The sequence below is a fragment of the Planotetraspora sp. A-T 1434 genome, from assembly GCF_025420585.1.
Classification (GTDB): Bacteria; Actinomycetota; Actinomycetes; order Streptosporangiales; family Streptosporangiaceae; genus JAOEGB01.
In genome coordinates this window covers 66106-87105 of the sequence record NZ_JAOEGB010000021.1, presented here as the reverse complement: position 1 = coordinate 87105, position 21000 = coordinate 66106, and the positions used below count along the sequence as shown (strand labels likewise).

The following is a 21000-nucleotide window of genomic DNA, read 5'->3' as shown; positions in this document are numbered from 1 at the left end:
CATGCGCTAGCGCGGCAGGCCGTCCAGGTCGATCTCGATGGGAAACGGCACCTCCACGGCGAGCCGGGAATGGTAGATCCCAGTCACCGCGTACGTCCGCGTGGCCGGATCGAGCTCATAGACGTAGACAACCGGCCGGTTGTCATTGTTCTCGACACGCCAGAAGTGCGGGATCCCGGCAGCGGCGTAGCGTTGAGGCTTGACTTCCCGGTCCCGATATTCGGACTCCGGGGAGACCACCTCGACCACGAGACAGATCTCCTCCGGCAGGTAGTAGGTCCTGCCGTCGTCTTCCGCCGCGGAAGAGTCCACGAGTGACACATCGGGGCAGGGCCGTTGCCGCTGGCCGAGCTTGACGTCCATCTGCCCCACCGCGACGACCTTCTCGGGCAGTTGGGCGTTCAGGATCGTGCGCAAGCCGTACAGGACGCGCTCGTGGAAGCGCTTCTGGGGGGACATGAAGATGAGGGCTCCATCGACGAGCTCGACGTGCTTGAAGAAGTCCAGCTCGCCGTTGGGGCCGTCGCTGGGGAGCAGGTCGAGGTCGTCGGCCGTCCACCCCCCTGGCGGAGGGTAGGGCCAGTCGGCAAGCACGCTGGTCATGTCACGCAGCGTAGCGTCGTCGCCGTCACCGTTCGTGGTCATCGGGATACAATCTCGTCGTCTCGTCGCTCTCTCTGATTGTTCCCCCAAGACCGTGATTGATGTGACGTGGTCACCTCCAGCCGGTGGGGACGGCGGGGGCGATCTTGCGGTAGCGGTCCGGCTCCTCGGTGACTATCGCCCAGTCGTACAGCGGGCTGGCCGAGCGCCTGCGGAGCAGCGCGACGAGGGCCGTGTGGCCGTGGGCGAGCTCCGGCTCGTTGCCGAACGCGCAGATCAGCCCCACGTCGCGGCCTCCGGCCGCGTCCAGTGAGTCGACCGCTTCGGCGAGTCGTGTCAGGCTCGTGATGCGCTCGCGCGCCTGCTGGGTCGCCGCAGTTCGGTAGCTCTCGGCGAGCGCCAGGGCTGGGATGACGATCGGCCGCTCGTTCTCCAGCGCCCAGCCGATCATCGTCTGGGTGTAGATGTCGCCCGCGGCGTGAGCGCGGAGCGTGCTGGGGTCCAGGACGAGCCCTCGCCCCAGAACCGTCACGAGGGAATCTGCAGGAACGACCTGATGCGGGCCTCGGCGGCCGAGAGCTCCGCCGCCGCCGTGTCGGGCTTCCCGCCGATGCTGGCGTAGTACGCGTTGACCTTCAGATCCCGCTCGACGCGAGCTCGCACGGCGTCGATGATGTACGCCGACATGTTGCCGCCGGCGAGCTCGCGGAGATGCGCCTCTAGATCCTCGGGCATCGCGACGCTGATACGGTTCATACCTTCACCATACGCGTCGCATACCGGCGGAGAGGCGTTCCTCCTTTAAGAGGGGCCGGCCGCTCGTCAAGAGGGCCGGCCGCTCGTCAGGCGGGGTCGAGCGGGCGCAGCTCGTCGGCGTAGCTCACCGACAGGCGGCGCATCATCCCGCCCTGGCTGATCGAGTACTGCCCCAGGCGCCACAGCGGCGGCGAGTAGGCGTGGATGGAGACGCTGCCGTGCTCCGCTCCGGTCAGCCGGTGGATGTGGTCGGGGCCGAAGGTGAAGGACTCACCCTCCTTGACCGTCGTCTCCAGATGCTCGCCGCCGATCCGCGGGTTGCACTCCTTCAGCACGCCGGACACCACGCGCACGGCACCGGACGAGATGTCATGGTCGTGCCAGCCGGTGTCGTCCTCGGGTCGCCAGCACAGCAGCCATACATCGACGTAGGAATCCCGGTAGAGGGACGCGTAGTGGCGGCCTCCGTCCTCGGCTCCCTCGAAGCTCAGGTGTTCCTTCCACAGCTCGGGCTGCTCCGCCAGCTCGTTGACCAAGGCCGACAGTTCAGAACGATCAAGTGGGCGTGCGGGGAGGTCCTCAAAAGGAGCACAGCTCTCGGCGACCTGGACGGTGGGGGTGCTCATGACTGCGACTCCTTTCGTGACAACAGGCGGTTGGCGTTGGCCACGCGGATGGCGTGGCGGGCGGCGTCGCCGAACTCCAGCGACGGCGCTTCGGCGTACGGAACGTCCGAGCCGTTGACGACGACGTCGATCCCGAGCTCCCGGATCACGGCGTCGATGGCGCGGGGCCCGTAGGAGGAGGTCTCGACGAACACGTCCGGGTCCACGAGCCCCCGTCCGGAGGCTCCCCGGTTGATCTGCCGCTCCGAGTGAAGCGGGGCTAAACCGGCCAGCAGAGCGAAGCAGACCTTCAGCCCGGGATGCCTGGGCCTGGCGAAAGCCTGGAAGGCGAACCACGAGGCGTGCATCTGCTGCACGTACGGCACGACCGCGGCCCACCACGACGGCCCCTCGGAGGTGGCGGCCGGCCCGGGGTGGACGAACAGCGGCAGGCCGCGCTCCTCCAGCACGTCGAGCAGCGGGGCCACCGTGCCGAAACCCTCGGCGCTCTGCAGGGCCGTCGCGGGAAGCTGGAGCCCGGCGAACCCCTGGTCCAGGGTGTGCGAGAGCCGTACGGGATCGATGTCGGTCACCGGGGCGGCGGCCCAGGCCCGGAACGGCCGGGGCAGCCCGCGGGCGCCGAAGTGGTAGGCGTCGATCAGCGGCCACGCCTCGGACGGCGGCAGGTGCTCGATCCCAAGTGGGCTCGACAGCGAGATCAGGGCGAGGTCGAGATCGGCGTTGAGCTTCACCCGGGCGTCCACGTCGTGGTCGCCGGGGTCGACCTCGTAGGGCGCCTCGCCGTCCAGGACCAGGGTCCACCCGTCGAGAAATGGCGGCTCCGAGCGACGGCGGAGGGCGTCGAGGAACGACGGCGTCCACAGGTGCTGGTGCACGTCGATGCTCATCGCCACCTCCTCGTTGTCCCCATTCCCGACTCATAATACATGTAATGGCTAGAGGTCTTCCATGTCAAGCCGTTGAAGCGATTCACTGATCCGTTTCAGTGAAACGCTTCACCTCCGCACTGTCAAGACGTCGGGGCCTGTCCGGCATAGGGTTACGGAGTGGCTCCGCGTAAGCGCGCGACGATCCGTGAGGTGGCCCAGGCGACCGGCCTGTCACCTGCGGCGGTGAGCTACGCCCTTCGCGGGATGCAGGTGTCCGAGGAGACCATGCTCCGCGTACGGCAGGCCGCCGCCGAGCTGGGTTACGAGGCCGACCCGATAGCGAGGGCCCTCGCCAGCGGCCGGACCGGCATGATCGGCCTGCTCTGCGGCTCGCTGGAGGACCTCTGGCAGCAGTCCCTCGCGGTCGGTATCGGGCGGTCACTGCGTGAGAAGGACCGCTACGCGCTCATCCTGGACGCGGCCGGAGACCCCGCCCGCGAGCGGACGCTCGCCCTCCAGCTCAGGGACCAGCGGGTCGACGGGCTGATCGTGCAACCCGTGGACCCGGCGGCCAGGTTCTGGGCCGATCTGACCGACTCGTTGCCGGTCGTGGCCATCGGAGACGCCCTGCGGAACGGTCAGACCGCCGCCGAGGTCGTCTTCGACAACCGGAGCGGGGTCACGATGGCCCTGGAATTCCTGCGCGAGAAGGGCCATCGCCGCGTCGCCGTGCTCACCCCCACCCGTCCCAGCACCCCGGACCGGCCCGCCGACGTGCATGTCATCGCCGAGGCCGAGCGGCTGGGCCTGGACATCGAGGTCCAGACCGCCCGGCAGGGGCTCGCCGACTCGGCCGGGGTCGCGAGCGAGATCCTCTCCCGCGCCGACCGGCCGAGCGCGATGTTCTGCTTCTCCGACTCCATCGCGTACGGCGTCTACAAGGCGGCCGCCGAGCTCGGGCTGTCGGTGCCGGGGGACGTCGCCGTGATGGGGTACGACGACCATCCGATGTCGGAGTTACTGGGGCTGACGACCGTCAACTGGGACCTGGACGGCATCGTCCGCGCCGCTGTACGGCTCGTCGTCGCCGCCTCGGACGGCAAGACGCGGCGCCGTCGCATCGTCCAGGCCCCCGACCTGCGCGAGCGCGTGTCGGTCCAGCCTCTCGGCTGAGCGGCTGGGTTCGGCACGGGCCGGGCCGTACGGCAGGCACCTGAAGGCGCCGCCGGAGGATCTCAGTCGTCGCCGAGGATCATGTTGAGGACCCAGCTGATCACGCCGACGACGATCGCGCCCCAGAAAGCGGCCCAGAATCCGCTGACGTGGAAGGGAAGGTCCAGCTTCTCGGCCAGCCAGCTCGTGAGCAGCAGCAGGGCGGCGTTGACGATGAGGGCGAAGAGGCCCAGCGTGACCACGTAGAACGCGCAGCCGACCGTCTTGATGATCGGCTTGATGATGGCGTTGACGAGGCCGAAGATGAGGGCGACCGCCAGGAGGGTGGCGATCTGCTTGGCGGTGGTGTCGGCGGTGACCGCGATGCCGGTCACCAGCTTCGTCGACGCCCACAGGGCCGCGGCGACGACCACGATCTTAAGTATGACCTTCACGGGGAGATCCTTCCATGTCGGGGCAAAACGCGCGCGGGTGCGCAGGGGATAGGCTCGACGTGCTTTCGGTCCGTGACAGGGCACGCCCGCTCGGCGCCCCCCGGTGACCCGCCACGCCGACACGGTGTGATCGTATGGTGCGCGCGCCATGAGGGCTGGTGAAGCCGCATGTTCGTCGCTGCGCTGTATCGAGTCGCTGGATCGAGTCGCTGTATCAACTCGCTGTATCGAGTGACTGAGTCAAGTCGCTGAGCCGGCCGCCGAGCCGCCGGCTCAGCCGATCGAGGGGAGCCATCATGAGGACTCGCGAGATCCGCCTCGCATCCCGGCCGACCGGCTGGCCCGAGCCGGGCAACTTCGACCTGGCCGAGGCCGAGTTGCCTGGTCCCGCCGAGGGTCAGGTCCTGGTCCGCAACCTGTTCATGTCGGTCGATCCGTACATGCGGGGCCGGATGAACGACGTCAAGTCGTACGTGCCGCCGTTCCAGATCGGCCGGCCCCTCGAAGGGGGCGCGATCGGCGAGGTCGTCGAGTCCGGCGCGCCCGGCTTCCAGAAGGGCGACCTCGTCCTGCACAGTCTCGGCTGGCGGGAGCACGCCGTGCTCGACGCGTCCGCCGCGCGGAAGGTCCCGGAGGTGCCCGGCGTCTCTCCCTCGGCCTACCTGGGGGTCCTCGGCATGCCGGGCCTGACGGCCTACGCCGGGCTGCTCGACGTGGCCGAGTTCAAGGAGGGCGACGCCGTGTTCGTCTCGGCCGCCGCGGGGGCCGTGGGGAGCCTCGCCGGGCAGATCGCCCGGCTCAAGGGCGCGTCGCGGGTCGTCGGCAGCGCCGGGTCCGACGCCAAGGTGGCCTACCTCAAGGAGGAGCTCGGATTCGACGAGGCGTTCAACTACAAGAACGGCCCGGTCGCCGAGCAGCTCCAGAGGGCCGCCCCCGACGGCATCGACGTCTACTTCGACAACGTCGGAGCCGACCACCTCGAAGCCGCCATCGAATCGCTGAACCCCTTCGGCCGGGTCGCCATGTGCGGTGCCATCGCGAACTACAACGCGACCGAGCCGCAGCCGGCGCCCCGCAACCTCGTTCAGTGCGTCGGCAAGCGGCTCACGCTCCGCGGCTTCATCGTCAGCGACCACGCCGCCCGGATGCCCGATCTCATCGCCGAGGTCGGCGGCTGGCTCCGCGAAGGCAAGATCACCTTTGCGGAGACCGTGGCGGAGGGGCTCGACAACGCGCCGGAGGCGTTCCTCGCCTTGCTTCGCGGTGAGAACACCGGCAAAATGATCGTCCGCCTCTGACTGGCTTTTTCCCGCTCATGGGCATAACTGGCAAAACTCCGGGAAATCACCAGGCTTGGGGGTGAGCGGATGGACGTGGAAGAGCTCGAGTCGCTGTCGGCGAAGGAGCTGCACGACCGGGCCGTGCACTATGCCGTACGGCACGGCGATCTCGCGTTCCTCTGGGATCTGCTGAAGGTCATCCCGGCGGCCGAGGCCGCGAGCGGCAACACCGACGAGACGGCCAACGACCTCAGCCGGGTGTCGGCACTGCTCAGCGACGCGATGGCGGCAGGAGAGGGCGAGCTCGGCGACGCGCTCCGGCCGGTCTACGTCGAATATCTGTCCCGGCACCCCGACGCCTGACCCTCGGCCCGCCGTACGTCCGGCTGTGTGGGGGGCCGCACCCGGGCCGGTGAAGGCGTGATCACGTGGCGGGCGAAGCCCGGCGTGCTCAGGCCTCGCCCGTCGTCCGTGATGATCAGGAAGTCGTACGGCTCGGGCAGGGCGAAGCTTCGCGCCCGCATCGAGCCCATCGCGTAGAGCGCCGTCGCGTAGGCGTCGGCCACGGCCAGGTCGGGGCCGGCGACTGTGACGGAACCGGGCTCGGTCACCGCCCGGGCCCGGTGCGGGTCGATGATGTGGGGACCTCGCGCGTAGCTTCCCGAGGTCGCCACCGCCAGGTCACGGGCGGCCAGCACCTTGCAGACCACATCCCTGTGGGGGTGGCGGATGCCTATTCGCCATGCCGTGCCCGGCCCCGCCCAGCCCCGGACGCGCACGTCTCCTCCGGCGTTGACGCAGTGGTCGGTCGCCCCGGCGGCGGCCAGCGCCCCCGACACCCGCTCGGCCGCCCATCCCTTCACGTATCCGGAGGGGTCGAGCCTGCCGCCTGCGTAGGCGTCGAAGTAGCCCCCTGTCGTCTCGCGCAGCTCCGCACAGCGTTCCAGGACCTCGCGTATTTCTGGGATCTCATGAGCGTCCGGAAGGAGGCCGGCCGGCTCCGCGCGCGCCAGGCGGCTGATCGGGCTGCCGGGCCTGTAGGTGCTGAACGTGTCGTCCACCCAGCGCAGCCAGCCGAAGACGCCGTCGAGCAGCCGGTCCAGCAGCCTCGGCGGCAGCGGCGTGCGGACGTCGATCCCGACGGCGGTGCCCATGACCATCTCCACGCGCCGCCCGCCGCCCGTGCCGGTGCCTGTCACCGGGTGGTGCCCGACCTGTCCAAGGCGCTCTGCAGCGACCGTCTGTAGCCGTCGGTCGTCATGGTGGCGCCGCTGATCGTGTCCACGTGGGCGTTCTGAGCCGTCAGCACCTCCTGGTCGAGCCGGGCGATGGCGCGGGCGCTGACCTGCCGGGAGCGGGGAGAGGTCGCGTGCTGTACGGCTGTCGCTCTGGTGATCCTGCCGCGCGAGAGGGTGAGGGTCACGGCGATCATGCCGTGACCGGTGTCCGCCGGCTCACCGGTAACGGTCTTCGGCGACGCCGTCCTCGTCATGCCGGTCGGCGCCATCGGGGTCGTCCGGTGGGTCACGATGAGGGCCACACCGGCGATCGTGGTCAGCAAGGCGAGAACGGCTCGTTTCACGTCGGCCTCCCTTGGTCGTGTCCTCCAGGTTTTCCGCGTGCTGCCGGCACCGGCCACGGCGAATCTGCGGCATTCCTACAGCTCGAAGCAGTCGACGTGGACGTGCCGGTCCCGCAGGCCGGCCTTGCGCAGCTCCGCCCGCAGGTGACGGACCAGGCCGGGCGGCCCGCACAGGAAGACGTCGCGGGATCTCATGTCGGGCACCAGCCGCGCCAAACCCGGAGCGGTGAGCGCCTCGGGAACGCGGCGGTGGCCACCGATGCCGACCGTGTGGCGGTCCCCGCCTCGCGGGTGGTCGCCCTCCGGGGAGTGGTCCCCGTCCGGCGAGTGGCCCCCGTCCGGCGAGTGGTCCCCGTCCGGGCAAGGGTTCCGGCTCGGCAGGTGGTCCTCGCCGAGCACGTATACGAGCTGGGCGCCGCGAGTCCGGGCCAGCTCGTCGAGCTCGTCGCGGAAGACGACCTCCTTCTCGGATCGGGCCCGGTAGACGACGACCGTTCCGGGCGGCATCTCCTCCAGCAGGGCTCTGATCGGGGTGATCCCGATCCCGGCCGCGATCATCAGCACCTTGTCGTTGACGCGGGAGGCGGCCGTGAACCCGCCGTAGGGACCGTCGACCAGAACACGGGTGCCGATGGGGACGCTCCGCAGCGCACGGGTGTGGTCCCCGAGGGCCTTGACCGTCACGCGCAGGCCGCACCCGTCCGGCGCGGCCGACAGCGAGAAGGGATGGGCCTGCCACCAGCTGTCGCGGGTCAGGAACCGCAGCCGGACGAACTGCCCGGACCGGGCGGTGAACTCCCGCATCCGGCGGCCCCCGATGTGGATGGAGGTGACGTCCGGCGTCTCCCTGACCACGCGCGACACTCGGAAGCCGTGCCTCGCGGCCAGCGCGACCGGCCGGACGATCCGTCTCCAGACGGCCAGGGCGAGGGCCGTGCCGTACATGGCGATCCACAGGGCCTTGGCGACGCCGGCGATGTCGGTGGAGATGGTGACCGTGTGGGCGAAGGCGAGCGCGGTGCCGAGGTAGGCGTAGAGATGGACGTAATACCAGGTCTCGTAGCGCAGCCGCCGCTTGATCGCGCGGACCGAGGTCAGGCCGGCCATCACGAGCACCGCCGTGCCGGCATAGGCCGCCAGCAGCCAGGGGTAGCTCTCGATGAACGTCATCGTCTGGCCCGCCAGGCTGGCCCCCGCGGCGTAGCCCACGGTGGTGAACACGATGTGGGCGCAGACGAGCGTGAAGATCATGCCGCCGAGCCTGCGGTGCCATAGAGAGACGATCCGCGTGTCCGGCACCCGGCTCATGAGGATGAGCTGGATCGCGATGAGATATCCGGCGAGCAGGCCGGTCAGCCTGCCGACGGCGGTGATCGGGGCGGACGCGAGGTCGCCACGCGCGTGGACCGCCCATGAGGCCAGGACGGCGGCCGCGCCCGACCAGAAGAGCGCCGGCCAGCGCCACGTCATCGAGGCCCGAGCCGTACCCGTCCACGAGTGGACCGGTGGGGCCGCGCCAGTCGGGTCGGTGGGTCCCATTTTTCGACGGTCGCTGACGGTTATGAGACAGATCTGAACGAGTAACCTACGGGAAACCGCGGGATCGCCCACACCGCCGGGGTCGTGGACACTTCGCGGCGGCGTTCCTTCAGGAACTTTTCATCTCTCCTCACCAGGATGGCGGCTGTGACCAAGACACGCGTGCTCGTCGTGGACGACGAGCCGGAGGTGCGTGACGCGATCGCGCGTGCCCTCCGCGTCGAGGGCTACCGGGTCGCCACCGCCGACGACGGCGTCGCCGCGCTCGCCGCCATCGCGGGCAGCCCGCCGGGCCTGGTGGTGCTCGACGTCCTGATGCCCCAGATGGACGGCCTGGAGGTCTGCCGGACACTGCGCGAGAACGGCCACCGCATCCCGGTGCTCATGCTGACCGCGCTCGACGGCATCGGGGACCGCGTCGCCGGGCTCGACGCCGGGGCCGACGACTATCTGGTTAAGCCGTTCGCGCTGGAGGAGCTGTTCGCGCGGGTCAGGGCGCTGCTCCGCCGTACGGCCCCGCTGGAGCCGGAGGCGGGCTTCGCCGACCTCAGCCTGCTCCCGGACAGCAGGCAGGCGAGGCGCGGGGGCCGGCTGATCGACCTGACGAGAACCGAGTACGCCCTGCTTGATTTGCTCATCCGCAACGGCGGCCAGGTGCTCACCCGCAAGGTGATCCTCGAGCGGATCTGGGGCCATGCCTTCCGCCCGGCCTCCAACTCCCTGGAGGTCTACATCCGCTACCTGCGCAAGAAGACCGAGGCCGGCGGGGAGCCGCGGCTGATCCAGACCGTGCACGGCCTCGGCTACGCGCTCAGGGACACGGCGCGAGAGGCCGCCCGGGAGACGGCGCGAGAGGCGGCGCGGGAGACGGCCGGGGAGTCCTCGTGAAGCTGCACTGGCGGCTCGCCCTGGCGTCCGCGATGGCCGCGGCGGTCAGCGTGATCGTGGTGATCGTCGCGGCGTACCTGATCACCTGCCGCAGGGTCGAAAGCGCGATGGGCCAGTTCGACGGCTATCCGGATGTGTCGCCGAGGGGCGTGCTCGCGGGGCTGGCGGACATCGACGATCTCGGCTGGCCGTTCTTCGCCGTGGCCCTCGGAGGGCTGGTGCTGTCGGGCGCGCTCGGCTGGCTCGCCGCGCGGACGGCGCTGCGGCCGGTGGGGGCGTTCAAGGACGCCGCCCGGCGGGTGGCGGCCACCCGTGACCTGACCACGCGGATCGACATCTCGGGCGACGACGAGCTGGCCAGCCTGGCCCGCAGCTTCAACGCGATGCTGGACGCGCTCGAACGGTCGGCGAAAGCCCAGAAACGGCTGGTCGCCGACGCCTCGCACGAGCTGAGAACCCCGCTGACGGCCGTGCGGACCAACACCGAGCTGCTGATCCGAGGCGGTCTGTCGCCGAAGGACCGTGACGAGGTGAGCCGGGCCGTGCTGGGCGGCCTGGAAGAGCTCACGGCGCTCGTCTCCGACGTGGTCGAGCTGGCGCGGGATGAGGAGCCGGCCGCGTTGGTCGAGACGGTGCGGCTCGACGAGCTGGTGAGGCGGGAGGTCGCGCGGGCGTCCCGGCACTGGCCCTCGACGTCCTACTCGGTCGCGGTCGAGCCCGCCGTCGTGCGCGGCGTGCCCGACCGGCTGTCGAGGGCTGTGGCCAACCTGCTCGACAACGCCGCCAAGTACAGCCCCGCCGGGAGCCGGGTCGAGGTCTCGCTGCGGGATGGCGTGCTGACCGTCCGCGACCACGGGCCGGGGATCTCGGCCGAGGATCTGCCCCACGTCTTCGACCGTTTCTACCGGGCGCCCGAGGCCCGCGCGCTGCCCGGATCGGGGCTGGGCCTGGCGATCGTGGGTCAGGTCGTGGACAGCCACGGCGGCAGCGTCTCGGCCACCGCCGCTCCGGGGGGAGGCACGCTCGTACGGCTTGCCCTGCCAGTAGGGTGACGGCATGGCATCTGTCCACGTAGAGCGCACTGAAGACGGATTTGTTGCCCGAAACAGCCGCGGTGCGGAGATCAAAATTGGGGCGGGCGACGGTGTGTTCAGCCCGGTTGAACTGCTGCTGGCCGCCGTGGGCGGGTGCAACATCATGACCGTCGAGCCGCTCACCGCCCAGCGCGGCCACCGGCTCGTACGGCTGGCGGTCGACGTCACGGCGGAGAAGGCGGCACCGACCCTGCTGGGATCCGTCACCGTCACTTACGACGCCGAAGCGCCCACGGCGGAGGGCCGCGAGGTGTTCGAGACCGTCGCGGAGCGGGTCCACGAACGGCACTGCATCGTGAGCCGCTCGCTCCAGCAGGGCACCGAAGTCAAGATTGTCCTCGGCGAGTAGGTCTGCACGCGCCGGCTATGGGCGCGGCGGCTGTGGACGGCGCGGGGTCGATGTGGCCGGTGTGGCGGAGTGAGAGCAGTCGTGCGAGTCGGATCTGGTCGGTAAAGCCCGGATGTAGGGAGATGTAGGCCGAAAATCCACCTCTGGATGACGACTTCATGACATCCGGCTTTGTACTGTGGTAGCAGGTCGAGCAGATCAGAGCGACCGAGAGCTTTGCCGAAAGGACGTGGAGGGGGAACCACGTCCGATAGAAAGCGGGGGCCCGCCGGTGCCTTTGGGGAGGGCATTCCCTGGCGGAACCGCTTCAGCCGGGGCCGGACAGTTGGGGGACTGTCCGGCCCCGGCATTTTTGTTCCCTCTTCCTCCCGCCTGATCACCCCCGGACTGTCATCGGCAGGGCTCGCCATACCTCCTGATCGGCGCGGACACCCCTCGGAGCCGCCCTCTGGGCAGCCGGACCGTTGCCGTGGTCACTGTTTCCGGGTGGATCCCCGAGCGGGCGCCCCTTGCTCGTCATCAGGTGGCGGCTCCTGGACCGGCCCGTGCGACCCCGGCCGTCGCCCGCCGATCAGGCCTGGATTTCCGCGGTCGGCCGGCAAGACAGCCCATGGTTCCGCGTGATCACGCCGGGGGCTGCCTGCCGTACGCGCGGTCCTTGACAGCCTCTTGGGAGGGTCTCCGTCGGGGTGTGGTTTCGTGACATGAGCTTGGCCTTCTGGCCTGGCCTTGGGGTAAGCGCGTAGATCTTCTGGGTGTTATGGGGCATTTGCTTTGCTCTGTCCTGACTCGTCCTGTAGAGTCCAAATTGCTGCCGACCGGTGGCTGGATTGTCCCGGGTGACGAGGCCGCGTGAGGAACCCCTCACAGCGATCTCCGACCCAGGTCCTTCGGACCATATGTGTGACATAGACCGCCATTCCGGCCGGTCCCCATAGCTCAGCGCCTCAGCGCGCGTCCTGCGGGCGATCGACTTCTCTCGCCCGGCCTAGCGGGCCGTTTCCGTGGGCCCTGCCTTCACCAGGCAGGCCCATGGGTGACGCACGGCCCGCTCTCCCTGTCGTCTCACGGAAGACCCCCAGTTTTCATGAAGACTCTGCTCGACGTGCGTAGTAATCGAACCGTCAAGTCCCTTTCCGCCCTGGTGGGCGCCGCGGCCCTCGGCATGTCGATCATGGCCGCCGCCCCCGCTCCCGCGGTGAAGCTTCCGGTGAGCGAGAACGTCGTCGGCATCTCTGCCACCTTCAACAAGGAGCAGGTCCTGCTGAGTGGCAGCACCAAGGGCTCGTACTTCTGGGACGACGCTTCCGGGCGTGAGGGCGACACCGGCATGCCGGCCATCGGCAAGCCCATGCAGAAGGGTCTGTTCGCCAGCCCCAGTTGGCCGCTCGGCACCGAGGGCTACGTCTTCTACAAGGGCAAGGCGGCCAAGTTCTTCATCGGTGACCGCGGCCCCGGCACCCCGTCGGACGACGGTGTCATGCTGGACATGGACGGCCAGACCTTCGCCGAGTTGACCGGCACCCGCTGGAACAGCGACACGCTCACGGTCAACAGCGACGAGGGCCACATCGATGTCCAGTACGTCGTGACCAAGTGGGGCGACGGACCGGGCATGAAGGGCGAGCCCGTTCCCTTCTCCACGGGCGCCTGGAGCGGCTGAGCACGGCTCTTCGGGTCACCTCTGGGGGTTTGCCCATAAGAGAGCCACCGACGACGTTTCCGATGTGCGTGCCGTGGACGGGACTGCTAAGGTTACGGACGTCGCAAGCGCCGCTAGCTCAGTTGGTTAGAGCAGCTGACTCTTAATCAGCGGGTCCGGGGTTCGAGTCCCTGGCGGCGCACAGACACGAAGCCCAGGCCGGTGACACCGGCCTGGGCTTTTGTTTTCTCGGCACCAGGAAGAACCTGTGACCAGGGCAAAGGCCACTCCCGATCACTCGGGAGTGGCCTTCGCGCGTACTGGCTAGCGACCCTGCAGCGACTTGACGTTGTCGCCGAAGGTCCAGTTCTTCGACCCGTCCCAGTTGATGGACCAGGTCATCAGGCCCTTGAGGCTGCCGTTGAAGCTGTTCCAGGCCTGAGACACCAGGGAGGGCGTCATGTAGCCGCCCCCGGCTCCGGGCTGCGCCGGCAGACCGGGGACCTGCTTGTCATAGGGGACCCTGATCGTGGTGCCCTGGACGGTCAGGCCGTTGTTCAGGCAGGTGGTCTGGACGGTGAATCCCTGAACCGTGCCCGCCTGGTAGGTGTCACCGGAGCAGCCGTACATGCTGCCGTTGTAGTACTGCATGTTCAGCCACCAGAGGCGGCCGTTGTCGGCGTACTTCTTGATGATCGGCAGGTAGGATCCCCAGATCGAGCCGTAGGTGACGCTGCCGCCGGTGACGTACGCCGTCTCGGGGGCCATGGTCAGGCCGAAGTTGGAGGGCATCTGGGCCAGCACGCCGTCGATGATGCGGATGAGGTTCGCCTGCGACGTGGACAGCTGGCTGATGCTGCCGCTGCCGGTGAGGCCGGTCTCGATGTCGATGTCGATGCCGTCGAAGTTGTACTTCTTGAGGATCGGCACGACGGTCGCGACGAAGCGGTCGGCGACGGCGCTGGAGCTGAGGTCGATGCCGGCGGCGGCGCCGCCGATGGACATCAGGATCGTCGCGCCGGCGGCCTTGGCCTGGCACATCTCAGCCGGGGTGGACACCTTGACGCCCGCGTCCATGCCGTCCTCCCACAGGACGGTGCCGTCGGAGCGGATGACCGGGAACGCCGCGTTGATCACGTTGTAGCCGTGGGCCTTGATGCGGGAGTCGTTGATCGGGACCCATCCGAACGGCGGGTGCACGCCGTTCGACGCGCCGTCCCAGTTCTCCCAGTACCCCTGCAGGACCTTGCCCGACGGCCTCGACTTCACCGCGCAGGTGCCTCCCGTCGGCGAGGCGGACGGCGACGGGGACGGCGAAGGTGAGGCCGAAGGAGACGGCGAAGGAGACGGCGAAGGGGAGGGCGACGGTGAGGGGGACGGCGACGGCGAAGGAGAAGGAGAAGGAGAAGCCGAGGGAGACGGTGAGGGAGAGGGCGAGGTCGTCCCTCCGGGCCCGTCGAAGTTGACGTCGTCGGCGTAGTAGGTGCCCTGCGCATACCAGCCGTGCAGGTAGATCTGCGCGGTGGTCTGGCCGGCCGCGGTGGTGAAGTTGAGGGTGAGCTGCGTGTACGCGGTCGCCGACGGGGTCCAGGTCGATGGGCCGCCGGTGACGCCGAGATAGACGTAGTTGCCGCGGACCCAGGCGGTGAGGGTGTAGGCGGTGCTCGGCTTGACGCTGACGGACTGGGTGCACTGGGCGTTGTCGGAGGCGCTCGCCGCGCCGGCGAGTGCCTTCGTGCCTGAGTGGACCGGAGAGCCGACCACCGATCCCAGCCCGCCGGTGCAGGACCAGGGCGAGAGGCTTCCGGTCTCGAAGCCCGGATTCACAAGCAGGTTGGCGGCCTGAGCCGCCGTCTGCGTGACGAGGACACCCACGATCGCCAGCAGTAACGAGACTGCCAGCACCAGGAGGCGGGGGGTTCGCTTCATGGGGGGACAACCCTTCTGGTGCCCGGGCATGGGAGGTCACCGGGCATCGACATGGCGATGGGTTGCGAGGCCGCGGTGACAGAGGCTCGCGAGCAACAGTTCTCCCAGAATTATCGGGAAGTTCGCGGTCAATGTCCATAACGAACAGGCGGCGTGATCAAGGAAGCGGCCCCGCGGTGAGGCCGGGCCGGCTCTTGGGCCGTGCGCTGTCAGGGCCGCCTTTTGTCGGTAGTGATCTCTACTGTGCCTGGCATGACGAGTGCGGTGCAGGCGTACTCCTACGCCGGGCCCTCCACCCTCGTGGGGGACCAGCTGGGACTTTCCACATCGGGCGGGCGAACCGCCGGCGGCCTGGTCGGCCGCCCCAAGTTCTTCAGCGGGCTGGTGACGCAGGCGGCCCCGGCCGCGGCCGCGTTGCTGGCGGTCGCCGACGTGGCGCTGGCCCGCTACCACCAGCCGCGCGCCGGTGGCGGCTGGACCCGCGACCCGGTGATCACCTGCGACGGGGAGCGGTTGCGGCTCGAGTCGTTCTCGGCCTGCGGCGGCGTGTACGCCCGGCTCGACCTGCTCGGCGGCGCGCTCGACGGCGAGGTGTTCGACCGGGGCACCACCAATGTCGACGTCAACGGGCCGCTGCGCGAGGCGCTGGCCCGCACCGGAGGGCGTGACCCGCTCCATCTCGGCGTGGGCGCGGACGAGCTGACCGTCACCACGCTCGACGGCGCGGTGGTGGAGAAGAAGGTGCCGCTGCCCGAGCGGTGGCTACGCGGGTTCGCCGAGGTGCAGGTGATCGTCTCCGGGTTCGACCGGCGCGCCGAGCTGGCGGGGATGGCCGCCGTCCGCTTCCTTCGCGGCCTGCCGAGGAAGGCCACGGCGACCGTATGGGCGGTCCCCGCGGGCCGTGACCTGCGGGTGACCGATGCTCCCGCGAGTGGCGGGGTGTGCCTGTCCGGTGTCGGGCGGCTCGCCACGCTGCACCCGCTGCTGCGCTTCGCCAAGACGCTGCGCGTGTACGGCCCGGCCGTACATGATCAGGTCGCGTCGAGCGCGTGGGAGCTGGAGCTCCCGGGCATGCGGTACACGCTGGTCCTGTCCCCGCAGGCCTGGCGGGGTTTCTCCGGCGAGGGGCAGGTGCTGGCTGATCTGGCCGGCGAGGACGCGGAAGCCGACGCGGACGTGGTCGGCATGCTCCTCAACTTCGAGCCGGCCGTGGAGACAGGGCTGCTGGCCGGTCGCTCGGGGCTGACTCCGGCCAGGGTCCGGGCCGCGCTCACCCAGCTCGGCATGGCGGGCCGGGTGGGGTACGACCTGGCCGAGGCGGGACATTTCCACCGCGAGCTTCCCTACGACCGCGAGCACGTGGAGACGCTGAACCCCCGGCTCGCCGCCGCGCGGGCGCTGGTGGCGGCCGGTGCCGTACGGCTCGACGGAGCCGGCGTCGCGCGGGTGACCACCGACGGAGGAGCCCGGGAGGTCGGGCTGGAGGCCGGCTCCTGCACCTGCCCATGGTGGTTCGACCATCGAGGATCACGCGGCCCCTGCAAGCACGTGCTGGCCGCCCGCATCGCCGTACGCGACACCGAGGGAGCCCTGCGATGACCGCCTGGGACGAGATCCGCGACCTCATCGACGCGGGAGACGCCGGCAAGCTGATCGAGCGCCTGGTCGCGCTGGACGACGGCGAGCGCAAGCTCGTCGCCGGTGAGCTGCGCGGCCGCATCCCCGTGCTGCGTGACCACGCCGAGACGATGCGGCAGCGACGCTGGGCGGAGGAGAGCCGGCGGTGGGACGAGGAGGACTATCGGGGGCGGCGAGCCTGGCGCGAGCCGGAGCACGAGCCCTGGGAGGATTGGGCCGACCTCCTACGGCTGGCCGGAGCCGGCACGTTGAGCGCGGTCAGCGCGGTGGCCTCCTGGGTGACCCGCCGTGACCTCATCACCTGGCGCCGGTTCGCCCGCAACGCCGAGTTCGGCGACCCCGCGCAGGTCGTGCGGCTCCTCGACCACAGGCCCGCCGAGTGGCAGGCCGAGTTGGCCGTACGGCTCGCCGCCAAGATTCGCGGGCCCCGCGATGCCGGGATCCCGCTCGCGCTGGCGATGCTGCGGCACACCGGGGCGGAGCCGCCCCAGCACGACCCGCTCGTCGTGGCCTGGGTGTCGGCCGGGGTGGGGTCCGAGCCCGATCCGCTGCTCCCGGTGCTGCTGCCCCGGATCTTCGAGGCCGACGGGGTCGGCAGGGCGTTGCAGCACGAACGCGTCGACCCCATCTCGCCGTGGCTCAGGACGCTGCGCGACTCGGGTGACCGGGAGTCGCTGCTCGACGGGTGCGTGCGCCGGTTCCTGCGCGGCGGGACCGCACAGGACCTGCGGTTCTTCGTCCGCCTTCACGAGTTGCTCGAACCGTCCGCCGCCGAGGTGGAGCCTCGCCGGCGTGACTACCTGCGGCTGCTGCCCGCCGCCCCGGGGCCGGTCGCCGAGCTCGCCCTGCGCCACCTGCGACGGCTCGACGCGCACGAGCCCGCCGACGTCGTGGAGGCGGTGGAAGGGCTCCTGTTCCGGGCCGAGGCCACGCTGGTCCGGGCCGGTCTCACGTGGTTCGACCAGACCGTACGGCAGGAGCCCGAGCGGGCCGGCGAGCTGGCGCCGGCGCTCGTCACGGCCTTCCACCACGAGTCCTACGACGTCCAGGGCCGCGTCGCCCAGTTGGCGCTCAAGCACGCGGCGCGCTTCAGCCCTCTCGGCGCCGAACAGATCAGGGACGCCATCCGGGCCCTGCCGCCCGCGCTGGGCGCCCGGCTGGTCAAGGTCTTCGGCGGGGAGCCCGCAGTGGAGGAACCCGCCGCGCCCTTCACCCCGCCGCCGCTGCCCGAACCGTCCCCGGCTGAGGCTTTTCCGACCGTCCCGGCGAGCCCCGTGGAGATGCGGGCGCTCGGCACGCACACCTGGCGCTGGCAGGACGGCGAGCGCTGGCTGGCCGGCTTCGTCCGTCTCGCCGGGCAGGACAGGGACGGCCTGCGGTCGGCTCTGGCTGAGACTTTCGGCGGCAATTACCCGCATCTGTTCGACATGCGTTATTGGACCGACGACAACTACTGGCGGGCCGCGATGGCCAGGGAGCTGATCACCCCTGGCGCCGACCCAGGGATCCGGATCGAGGAGCCCACACCGTACGGCCGGCGCCTTTCCTCGTTCTCATCGGTTCTCATCGAGAAGGACGATACGTGGGACTACGAAGGCGACGACGTCGAGTGGAGCGGCGTGGAGGTGGTGGAGGTAAGCGACTGGCACGGGCAGGCACCTGGAGAGGGTGCCGGTTCCCAGAGCGATGAGGAGGACGGCGAGGTCATCGCGTTCGCCGACCTGCCCGCGGAGTTTCGGGAGCAGATATTCGCCCAGTTCGAACAGGCCGGCATGCCGAAAGAACACGTGGCCGAGGCGCCGCGCGACCGGTTACCCGACCCTCCGCGTGTCTCGCCGCCGCACCTGTTCCTCCTGCGCAGGTGCGCGGAGGTCATGGCCGCGCTCAAGGACGGCACGCTGCCCCCGGTTCTGCTGGCCACGCCCACCTCCTCGACGGGGGCGCTCGACCCGGACGTCCTAGTCTCCAGGTTGGAGGAATGCGAGGCAGCCCATGCCGGGCCCCTCGCCGCCGATCTGCAGCAGGCGCTCCTTCGCCTGCCGCGTGGCGCCCATCCCGAAGCGGCGGCCAGGGCGGCGCGGCTGACCTCCGAGGCGGGCCGTACGGCGGCCCGCTGGCTGGCCGGCGACGGCCTGCGCGACCCGGAGGCGGGGGTTCGCTGCGGTTACATCGAGGACGCTAACGAGCACTACTTCGACGAGCGCCCGCCGGGTCGCGTCGACGGAATTCGGCTGACGCCCGTGCTGAACGCCGTGCCGACCGGGCTGGACCTGATCGACGAGTTGCTCACCGAACCCTCGAAGTGGGCCTGGGAGGACCATGGCGGCTGCATGGACTGGTGGTCACCGACGCTGCCCTCGCATCGGGAGGTCGTGGCCGTCAACCTGCTGCCGCACCTGCTGCACCAGTGGAACGGGCCTGGCGTTTACCCGGTTCACGCCGCGAGACTCGCCGCGGCCGACGGTCCGGTCGGTGCGGCGACCGCGCTGGTCCTGGCGTACCTGATGGCGCAGAAGGAATCCGGCGACGCGGTGTCGGTCTTCCTGACGATGGCGGCGTGCGGGGATCTTCCCGCAGCAGAGATCGGTGCCCAGTTGGGGCTGCTCATCCGGTGGACCTGGCTGAAACAGCAGCACGTCGTGAACGCACTGGAGAGCGCGGCCCACTGCGGCGCTCACCGCGAGGTCTGGCAGGTGCTGCGGACGCTGGTGCCCGCGATGCTTCCCGCGCCGGGACAGTCGCCTCGTCCAGGCGCGGCCAAGCTGGTGAAGTTCGCCGTCACGGTGGCGGGCTGGGCCGACGCCCGAGGTGAGATCCCCGAGGTCGGCGTGATCGCCGGACGCAAGAACACGAGCATGTTCACCCAGGAATGCCGCCGCCTCCACGGATACCTGACCCGCCACTGATGCCGGGCCCTCCGCAGTCATGAGCCCTCAGGGGCCGACTGCCACGTATCGACTGCAAACCGAACAGAGAAAATGCTACTTTCCGTGCTCTTGGCGAAGCGAAGCGTATGCATTGCTCCGTCGAGCCCCCGCAGGGTGAGTGCAGCAGCACGGTCCATGCGGTCACGATCGGCAATCGCTGAAAGGATCTCGGGTGCGCGAGCTGTACAGGTTCGAGGTTGAGCCGGAAGTTCGTGAATGGTTCGACACCGTGAGTGACAGCGATTTCAAGCGTGTCGATGAGGTGGCCGGGCTGCTCGCGGAAAAGGGCACAGAACTCGGCGGACCATGGTCCGACCATCTGGAAGGGCCTGTCTGGGAGCTGCGGGTCCGGCTTCGCGATGTTGCGGCCCGGGTAACGTACTGGTGTACTCCGAGCAGGACCATCGTGTTGCTGACCGTCTTCCGCAAGACCAAGCAGCATGATCAACGACAGATTGACCGGCGGTTCGGGCGCAGAAGATTTGCGAGCGTGACCATCGTGGACCGGCGACCGAGATCTTTGAAAGGCTGGTGTGATGGCTGGTTACCACACCCGCTGGGTACGCCCTGGCGCGGAGGCCGATGATCCCGAACGGATCGCGATCCGCGAGGCACTGGCGTTCGGCAAGGCCCTGTATGACCGGCGCATCGCTCTCGGCCTAACCGTCGCGGAGCTCGCCCAGCGTGCGGACATGGCCGAGGACGAGATCGAATGCATCGAAGAAGGAGGCACGGCGCCGACAGTCGCGCTGCTGCGGCATCTGGCCGCCGCTCTCGACGCGGATGTGCGGCTTACTTCCGGACACGATCTCGGTTCTCTGTGGTTCGAAGCCCACGCAGCCTGATTACCTGCACGAGCGGCAACAACCAGTCCCGCCGGCACCCGCCGAAGCCCTGGTCGTAGTCGCGGGACCGATGGTGAAGGGTTGTCGTGATGAACGAGCGGCTGGTGCGGGTTTCCAAGTTCCTCGCCAAGCATCTGCGGCATGAGCCCGAGCGGATCGGGATCGAGCTGGACGCGCACGGCTGGGTGGAGGTCGGCGTGCTTCTCCGGCCCGCAGCCTCGCACGGGTTCCCGATCTCTCACGTCGAGCTGCGGCAGGTCGTGGCCGACAACGACAAGAAGCGGTACGTGATCGAGGAAGGAAGGATCCGGGCCAGCCAGGGGCACTCGGTGGCCGTCGATCTCGATCTGCCGGTGGTCGAGCCGCCGCCGTTCCTCTTTCATGGCACGGTGGCCAGGAGCATGGCCGCGATCCGGGCCGAGGGCCTGCGGCCCATGGACCGGCAGCATGTGCACCTGTCGCCCGACCGGCAGACCGCGACGAGCGTGGGCGCGCGGCGGGGCAAGCCGGTCGTCCTGGTGGTGGACGCCGCCGCGATGCACGCAACCGGTCATGCCTTCCGGGTGAGCGCCAACGGGGTGTGGCTGGTGGACCACGTCCCGTCCGCCTTCCTCCGATTCCCGGACTGACCGTGACGGCCGGGTGCAGGTCGAACGTCTGCCGTCGCGGAACGCCCCAGCGACCGCCTCCGCCTGGCCGATCTTCTCCAGCACTGAAGCACGATCCGGGATGTAACCAAGCCTGCCGTACGGCAGGGGTGCCCTGGCGTACGGCCCGCCGGAGACCACGGAAAGAGTCGGTATCGCAGCGAACTTGGATGACAGCG

Annotated in this window: 22 protein-coding genes and 1 tRNA gene; 13 read left to right on the top strand and 10 right to left on the bottom strand. The window is 69.6% G+C overall.

Going from position 1 to position 21000, the window contains the following annotated elements:
• Positions 1–6: 6 nt before the first annotated feature.
• The 5 genes from N5079_RS25150 to N5079_RS25130 all read right to left on the bottom strand — a co-directional run bounded on the left by N5079_RS25150 (position 7) and on the right by N5079_RS25130 (position 2872).
• Entirely contained in the window at positions 7–645 is a 639-nt protein-coding gene (locus N5079_RS25150; protein ID WP_261586519.1) for a Uma2 family endonuclease, read from the bottom strand.
• Positions 646–715: 70 nt separating this feature from the next.
• Complete coding sequence (locus tag N5079_RS25145; RefSeq protein ID WP_261586518.1) at positions 716–1135, bottom strand: hypothetical protein; 420 nt, start codon at positions 1133–1135, stop codon at positions 716–718.
• A complete protein-coding gene (locus tag N5079_RS25140) occupies positions 1132–1359 on the bottom strand; it encodes a hypothetical protein (protein WP_261586517.1) in 228 nt (75 codons plus the stop codon). Before N5079_RS25140 ends, N5079_RS25145 begins: the two co-directional genes overlap by 4 nt.
• A gap of 86 nt (positions 1360–1445) precedes the next feature.
• A complete protein-coding gene (locus tag N5079_RS25135; protein ID WP_261586516.1) occupies positions 1446–1985 on the bottom strand; it encodes a cysteine dioxygenase in 540 nt (179 codons plus the stop codon).
• Positions 1982–2872, bottom strand: coding sequence for an amidohydrolase (locus tag N5079_RS25130; RefSeq protein ID WP_261586515.1), 891 nt, complete (start codon positions 2870–2872; stop codon positions 1982–1984). The genes N5079_RS25135 and N5079_RS25130 overlap by 4 nt, the downstream gene beginning before the upstream one ends.
• 159 nt (positions 2873–3031) lie before the next feature.
• Here N5079_RS25130 and N5079_RS25125 point away from each other — a divergent pair, with 159 nt between their 5' ends.
• Complete coding sequence (locus N5079_RS25125) at positions 3032–4027, top strand: LacI family DNA-binding transcriptional regulator (protein ID WP_261586514.1); 996 nt, start codon at positions 3032–3034, stop codon at positions 4025–4027.
• 62 nt (positions 4028–4089) lie between these two features.
• On the opposite strand, the gene N5079_RS25120 is transcribed toward N5079_RS25125, so the two are convergent.
• Positions 4090–4461 carry a phage holin family protein gene (locus N5079_RS25120; protein ID WP_261586513.1) on the bottom strand — a complete coding sequence of 124 codons (372 nt, stop codon included), beginning with the start codon at positions 4459–4461 and terminating at the stop codon, positions 4090–4092.
• Between the two features lie 296 nt (positions 4462–4757).
• Here N5079_RS25120 and N5079_RS25115 point away from each other — a divergent pair, with 296 nt between their 5' ends.
• The gene (locus tag N5079_RS25115; RefSeq protein WP_261586512.1) at positions 4758–5759 is read left to right on the top strand and encodes an NADP-dependent oxidoreductase; all 1002 of its coding nucleotides are present in this window, start codon (positions 4758–4760) and stop codon (positions 5757–5759) included.
• A gap of 69 nt (positions 5760–5828) precedes the next feature.
• Complete coding sequence (locus N5079_RS25110) at positions 5829–6104, top strand: hypothetical protein (protein ID WP_261586510.1); 276 nt, start codon at positions 5829–5831, stop codon at positions 6102–6104.
• Here the strand turns inward: N5079_RS25110 and N5079_RS25105 are convergent.
• From N5079_RS25105 to N5079_RS25095, 3 genes are all read right to left on the bottom strand, one after another.
• On the bottom strand, positions 6068–6895 hold the full coding sequence (locus tag N5079_RS25105; RefSeq protein ID WP_261586508.1) for an FAD:protein FMN transferase: 828 nt from the start codon (positions 6893–6895) through the stop codon (positions 6068–6070). The genes N5079_RS25110 and N5079_RS25105 overlap by 37 nt on opposite strands.
• 41 nt (positions 6896–6936) lie before the next feature.
• Positions 6937–7323, bottom strand: coding sequence for an FMN-binding protein (locus tag N5079_RS25100; protein WP_261586507.1), 387 nt, complete (start codon positions 7321–7323; stop codon positions 6937–6939).
• 75 nt (positions 7324–7398) lie between these two features.
• Entirely contained in the window at positions 7399–8862 is a 1464-nt protein-coding gene (locus N5079_RS25095; RefSeq protein WP_261586505.1) for a ferredoxin reductase family protein, read from the bottom strand.
• Positions 8863–9009: 147 nt separating this feature from the next.
• On the opposite strand from N5079_RS25095, the gene N5079_RS25090 reads away from it, so the two are divergent.
• The 5 genes from N5079_RS25090 to N5079_RS25070 all read left to right on the top strand — a co-directional run bounded on the left by N5079_RS25090 (position 9010) and on the right by N5079_RS25070 (position 13037).
• A complete protein-coding gene (locus N5079_RS25090) occupies positions 9010–9750 on the top strand; it encodes a response regulator transcription factor (RefSeq protein WP_261586504.1) in 741 nt (246 codons plus the stop codon).
• Positions 9747–10802 (top strand): sensor histidine kinase, encoded by a 1056-nt coding sequence (locus N5079_RS25085; RefSeq protein WP_261586503.1) that lies wholly within the window; start codon positions 9747–9749, stop codon positions 10800–10802. The genes N5079_RS25090 and N5079_RS25085 overlap by 4 nt, the downstream gene beginning before the upstream one ends.
• 94 nt (positions 10803–10896) lie before the next feature.
• Positions 10897–11193, top strand: a complete 297-nt coding sequence (locus tag N5079_RS25080; RefSeq protein WP_261586502.1) for an OsmC family protein — start codon at positions 10897–10899, stop codon at positions 11191–11193.
• Positions 11194–12280: 1087 nt separating this feature from the next.
• Positions 12281–12856 carry a hypothetical protein gene (locus tag N5079_RS25075; protein ID WP_261586501.1) on the top strand — a complete coding sequence of 192 codons (576 nt, stop codon included), beginning with the start codon at positions 12281–12283 and terminating at the stop codon, positions 12854–12856.
• 107 nt (positions 12857–12963) lie between these two features.
• Positions 12964–13037 (top strand) — tRNA-Lys (locus N5079_RS25070).
• Positions 13038–13159: 122 nt separating this feature from the next.
• On the opposite strand, the gene N5079_RS25065 is transcribed toward N5079_RS25070, so the two are convergent.
• The gene (locus N5079_RS25065) at positions 13160–14764 is read right to left on the bottom strand and encodes a glycosyl hydrolase family 18 protein (protein WP_261586500.1); all 1605 of its coding nucleotides are present in this window, start codon (positions 14762–14764) and stop codon (positions 13160–13162) included.
• A 252-nt stretch (positions 14765–15016) separates the two neighbouring features.
• Between N5079_RS25065 and N5079_RS25060 the strand changes: the two genes are divergently transcribed.
• The 5 genes from N5079_RS25060 (at position 15017) to N5079_RS25040 (ending at position 20803) form a co-directional block, all read left to right on the top strand.
• Positions 15017–16363, top strand: a complete 1347-nt coding sequence (locus N5079_RS25060) for an SWIM zinc finger family protein (protein ID WP_261586498.1) — start codon at positions 15017–15019, stop codon at positions 16361–16363.
• Positions 16360–19308 carry a DUF6493 family protein gene (locus N5079_RS25055; RefSeq protein WP_261586497.1) on the top strand — a complete coding sequence of 983 codons (2949 nt, stop codon included), beginning with the start codon at positions 16360–16362 and terminating at the stop codon, positions 19306–19308. The genes N5079_RS25060 and N5079_RS25055 overlap by 4 nt, the downstream gene beginning before the upstream one ends.
• 193 nt (positions 19309–19501) lie before the next feature.
• On the top strand, positions 19502–19915 hold the full coding sequence (locus tag N5079_RS25050) for a type II toxin-antitoxin system RelE/ParE family toxin (protein ID WP_261586496.1): 414 nt from the start codon (positions 19502–19504) through the stop codon (positions 19913–19915).
• Entirely contained in the window at positions 19866–20174 is a 309-nt protein-coding gene (locus tag N5079_RS25045) for a helix-turn-helix domain-containing protein (protein ID WP_261586495.1), read from the top strand. The genes N5079_RS25050 and N5079_RS25045 overlap by 50 nt, the downstream gene beginning before the upstream one ends.
• An 89-nt stretch (positions 20175–20263) precedes the next feature.
• Positions 20264–20803 (top strand): RNA 2'-phosphotransferase, encoded by a 540-nt coding sequence (locus tag N5079_RS25040; protein ID WP_261586494.1) that lies wholly within the window; start codon positions 20264–20266, stop codon positions 20801–20803.
• The last annotated feature ends 197 nt before the right edge of the window (positions 20804–21000 follow it).